Here is a 4,602-nt window from a genome sequence, read left to right as displayed (position 1 = left end):
CCTCGACGCCACCTTTCTCGTGGGCGCCGTCGATGCCTGGCTGGCAGTAGAACGCGTCGAAGCCGTAGTGGGAGCGGAACAGCACCCAGCGTTCGTTCTCGTCGCGTAGCCGGTCGCCGCCGTGGATGACCTGCACGAGGGCGGAGGTGAGGTTGTCGTAGCGGATGTGTCGGGTGGGGATGCCGCTCAGGGCGTGGAAGGCCTCGATGTGTCCCTCGAGGAAGGCTTCCTGCCCGCCGGTCGGGTAGACGCGGTGGATGGCCTTGCCCGAGTGGGACAGGCGGTAGACGAACATGTGGCACTTGGTCTTGACGCCGTCGAGGATGACGTAGACCTCGCCGAAGTCGACCTCGGCCTCCGCGCCGGGGGCGTGGTCCTGCGGCACCATCGCCTCCACCCGGCGCCCGGCCTCCAGATCGATCTGCGCGCGCCGGACCCGCACGTAGTCCCGCACCGTGGAGTAGGACAGGTCGGTGGCGCCGTGCTCGTCGCGCAGCCGGGCCAGGATCCTGGTCGCGGTATGGCGCTGCTTGCGCGGCGCGGTCAGGTCATAGGTGAGCATCTCGTCGATCGCCGGCTTGTACGGATCCAGGCGCGGTGCCGTGCGGACCGGTTTCTTGCGGGGTGGGGGTTCGGCAGCGGCGAGGGCCTGGCGGACGGTGCGGCGGTGGACTCCGTGCTTGCGGGCGAGCTCGCGGATGGACAGGCCATCGACTCGCGCGTCGTAGCGGATGTCGGCGTACAGCTGCACTCGTGACCCCATCTTGGCTCCCTTGCCCTCGCGACTGGTTCCCAGTGATGGGGACCAGCGTGAAGGGGTGGGGCCAGTTCAGACCGTCAACACCCCGGCAAGTCGCACGCGGGGCCAGATCAAGCCGTCACAACGGGGCCAGACCAAGCTGTCACAACCAATCCTGCTGCCCGGGCCGAACTCGCTGTTCGTCGCGACGAGCGCCGCGCAGGTATCGCGACGCGCCGGCTGGCAGGCCGCCGCCGGTGTGTTCATCAGCGACAGCATCCTCATGATCGCGGCCGTCGCCGGCGGGCACGCTGCTGACGGGCGGGTCGCTGTTCTTCCGCGCGCTGACGCTCGTCGGCGGCGCCTACCTCGTCTATCTCGGGTTCGGTCTGCTGCGCCGAGGGGTGCAGTTGCTGCGCGAACATCGAGCGCTGACGCGCGCCGACGCCACGGACGACTCGCTCAACCCCATCGACACAGGCGCGGCCCCCGATGACGCCGGCATCGCGGCGTCCCCGTTCAGCCGCTCGATCGTGACGGGCATGCTCAACCCCAAGTCGATCCTGTTCTTCGCCGCGTTCTTCGTGCAGTTCGTGACGCCGGGCGATCCGCACCTGTGGGTCAACTTCGGGGTGCTCGCCGTCATCATGCAGATCATCAGCCTCATCTACCTCGCGGCCGTCATCGCCATCAGTTCGCGGCTCGGCCACCGCGTCGCAGGACGCCCGCGCGTCGTCGCCGGCGCACACCTCGCCGCGGGGACGGCCTTCTGCCTGTTCGCCGTCAAGCTCGCCACCGCATCGTTCTGACGCCCGACACGCTGAACCACCACGCCGACGCGACGCTCCACCCCTCACAGCTGCCGCGCGACCACATGGCCGGCTGACGCGAAGCTCCACCCCTCACAGCTGACGCACGACCACATGGCCGGCCGACGGCGAAGCTCAACCCCTCACGGCTGACGCGCTGCTGCGACGTCTTCGGGGTAGCTCCCGTAGAAGGGCACGTAGCCGTCACGCATCAGCACCCACACGCGGTCGTCACCCACGCCGGCGAACCCGGCGTCGCGCAGTTCGACCTTGCGCGACTTGAACGTCGAGGTGTGCTCGAGCGAATCGACCTCGCGCACGAACAGTGGCACCGCGTACTTCGGCAGGCGTTCGTTGAGCGCGACGGCCGCCATGGCGTCGAAGGGCTCGCCCTCGCGCAGCACGACGGCGGCCATGCCGGCTCGCCCGTCGCAGCCGGGCACCTCGACGCCGTAGACGACGCAGTCCTCGACGAACGGCAGCCGCTCGAGGGCCGCCTCGACCTCCGTCGTCGCGACGTTCTCGCCCTTCCACCGGAACGTGTCGCCGAGCCGATCGACGAACGCCACGTGGTTGAGCCCCTGCCGGCGCACGAGGTCGCCGGTGATGAACCAGCAGTCGCCGTCCTTGAAACCGTCGCGCAGCAGCTTCTTCTCGGTGGCGTCGTCGTCGGTGTACCCGTCGAACGGCTGGGCCTTCGTCACCTTGGCGAGCAGCAGGCCCGCCTCGCCGACCTTGACCTGACGCAGCCGCCCGTTCCCGTCGCGCACCGCGCCGCCCGTCTCCGGGTCGTAGGCGACGACCTTGTGCGGCAGTGGGCACGTGCCGGCCGTCTCGGAGATGTTGTAGGCGTTGATGAACGCGATGTTGCACTCGCTCGCCCCGTAGAACTCGGCGATGCGCGCGATGCCGAAGCGCTCCTGGAACTCGGCCCAGATGTCGGTCCGCAGGCCGTTGCCGACGATGACGCGGATGCGGTGCGCCCGGTCAACGTCCCGCTGCGGCTGGCCGAGCAGATAGCGGCACAGTTCGCCGATGTAGACGAACGACGTCGCGTCGAAGCGGATGACGTCGTCCCAGAAGTTGGAGACGGAGAACTTGCGCGCGATGGCGAAGCACGCGCCGCCGTTGAGCACGGCTCCGAGCGCGACCGTCACGGCGTTGTTGTGGTACAGCGGCAGGCAGCAGTAGAGAGTGTCGCCCTCGCGCAGCCGCACGCCCAGCCCGCCGAGGCCCGAGTACGACTGCAGCCACCGATGGTGGCTCATGATGGAGGCCTTCGGCATGCCCGTCGTGCCGGAGGTGAAGATGTAGTACGCCTTGTCGCTGCCGCGCACCTGCGCGCATTCGGGCGGGTTCTGCGCCGCCGCCGTAGGCGCGTTCGTCGCCTGTGCGACGAGCTCGTCGAGCCCGACGACGTCCGCGTGGCGCCCGGTATCCGACGACGGTGCGGTGTTCGCTGAGCCCTCCCCCGCGAGGCACGTCGTCATCGCCTCGAGCAACGACGGCTCGGCGACGATGACGCGGGCGTCGAGTACTCCGAGGCTGTGGGCGAGCACATCGCCCTGCTGGTTGTAGTTGAGCAGCCCGCTGACGGCGCCGAGCTTCACGGTCGCGAGCATCACGAGCAGCATGTCGATCGAGTTGTGCGACATCAGCCCGACGACGTCCCCGTGACGCACCCCAGCGTCCTTGAGCACCCACGCGAGCCGGTTGACACGCTCGTTGGCCTCTGCGTAGGTGAGGCGCCCCTCGTCGGCCACGACGAACGGACGCTGCGGGTGCCGCTCGGCGAGCCCTTCGAATACCGAGCCGATCGACATGGCGCGGCCCGATCGACGCAGCAGTAAGGACGGCAGATGCTTGGCGACGTGGGGGATGTCGGGCGTCATCGTCAGCGCCCCGCGCGCCACGTCGAGCAGCGTCACCCGGGTCCGTGAGGTCGTCATCGCTGTGGTCTCCTTCGGCCGTCGTCAGCTCCGGTGTCGCGGTCCGCGCCGCGATCCCCCAACCCTACCTACGCTTCAGTAACCACGTGACGGATACCGCTCAGCCCGTCCCACATCGATGGGTGCCTGCACAGAATTGCCATCCCCCCGGCCGTGGTGGACGATGCGAAGCCGACGCGACGCATGAGCGCGTCCTCGAGGCCGCCGAGGATCTCGATTCCGGCAGCCCCGACCCCCGCTCGCCTCGTCCCTGCGACAGGGACGCTCCGGCATCGTCGGTGTCTTCGCCGAGGGGCGACTGCTCAACTCGTTCAGTGACCCGTTCGCCGTCAGCGTGCTCGACGGTCTCGCGCAGCACCTGGGCCAGAACTCGAGCGGCATCCTGCTCATCCTGGCGTAGGGTAGCGATGAGCACGAGGTCGTGCGACGCATGTCCGGCATCCCCCGCGACGCCGTCGTCTTCCCGCTCGGCGGGCATGTCTCGGCGGCGGTGCTGGACCACCTGCGCCATCGCCGCATCCCGCTCGCCGGCACGGGTTACCCCGCGATCGACGGTGTCCTGCAGCTGACGATGGAACGCGCCGCGCTGCGCACCCTGGCCACATACCTGTACGACCTCGGCCACCGCGACGTCGCGCTCGTCGAGATGCCGCAGGGTGCGAGCCGCGGTGAGGGCGACACGACGCCGACGGCCAACCCCGAGGCGACCGCACGCACCGAGGGCTTCCTCGACGTATTTCCCGACGTCACGTACCCACACCTTCGCGCTCATCGAAGGCACCTCGATGGCCGCGCAGGCCGGCGCCTGACCCTCTCTACCGATCGATGCCCAGTCCCCGAGGGAGTGGGCAACGTCATGTACGTGTCCATCCGCACCCGTACAAGCATTCGCAGGGGCGGCGGGGGTCAGGGTGTTTGTGGTGGACGTAGAAATGCGTGATGGTCTTGAACTACTCAACCCCAGTCTTTCGGGGGAGCTGTTCAAGACCATCACGTCTTAGAAGAAGTCCGGCGGTGTCCTACTCTCTCACACCCTACCGAGTGCAGTACCATCGGCGCTGAAGGGCTTAGCTTCCGGGTTCGGAATGTGACCGGGCGTTTCCCA

The 4,602-nt window shown here is 68.5% G+C and carries 3 protein-coding genes, 1 rRNA gene and 1 pseudogene; 2 read left to right on the top strand and 3 right to left on the bottom strand.

What is annotated here, in order from left to right; genetic code table 11:
* On the bottom strand, positions 1-763 hold a 763-nt coding region (gene istA, locus AC1RS9_RS14395; RefSeq protein WP_492921962.1), incomplete at its 3' end, for an IS21 family transposase.
* Between istA and AC1RS9_RS14390 the strand changes: the two are divergent.
* A pseudogene (locus tag AC1RS9_RS14390) lies at positions 732-1,548 on the top strand (LysE family transporter). The gene istA and the pseudogene AC1RS9_RS14390 sit on opposite strands and share 32 nt — an antisense overlap.
* Before the next feature lie 143 nt (positions 1,549-1,691).
* On the opposite strand, the gene AC1RS9_RS14385 reads toward AC1RS9_RS14390, so the two are convergent.
* Positions 1,692-3,497: a long-chain-acyl-CoA synthetase gene (locus AC1RS9_RS14385; protein ID WP_492921960.1), complete on the bottom strand. Its 1,806-nt coding sequence runs from the start codon at positions 3,495-3,497 to the stop codon at positions 1,692-1,694.
* A 421-nt stretch (positions 3,498-3,918) separates the two neighbouring features.
* On the opposite strand from AC1RS9_RS14385, the gene AC1RS9_RS14380 reads away from it, so the two are divergent.
* Positions 3,919-4,437, top strand: a complete 519-nt coding sequence (locus AC1RS9_RS14380) for a type 1 periplasmic-binding domain-containing protein (RefSeq protein WP_492921958.1) — start codon at positions 3,919-3,921, stop codon at positions 4,435-4,437.
* Positions 4,438-4,503: 66 nt separating this feature from the next.
* Here the strand turns inward: AC1RS9_RS14380 and rrf are convergent.
* Positions 4,504-4,602: ribosomal RNA gene (rrf, locus tag AC1RS9_RS14375) — 5S ribosomal RNA — on the bottom strand; the annotation flags it as partial.

It is taken from the genome of Dermacoccus sp. MPR-E5, assembly GCF_058809565.1.
This window is presented reverse-complemented; position numbering and strand designations above follow the sequence as displayed.

What these genes read in the sequence shown, in the direction of transcription:
- AC1RS9_RS14385 (WP_492921960.1), bottom strand. Translation starts at nt 3,497, where the DNA reads ATGACGACCTCACGGACCCGGGTGACGCTGCTCGACGTGGCGCGCGGG.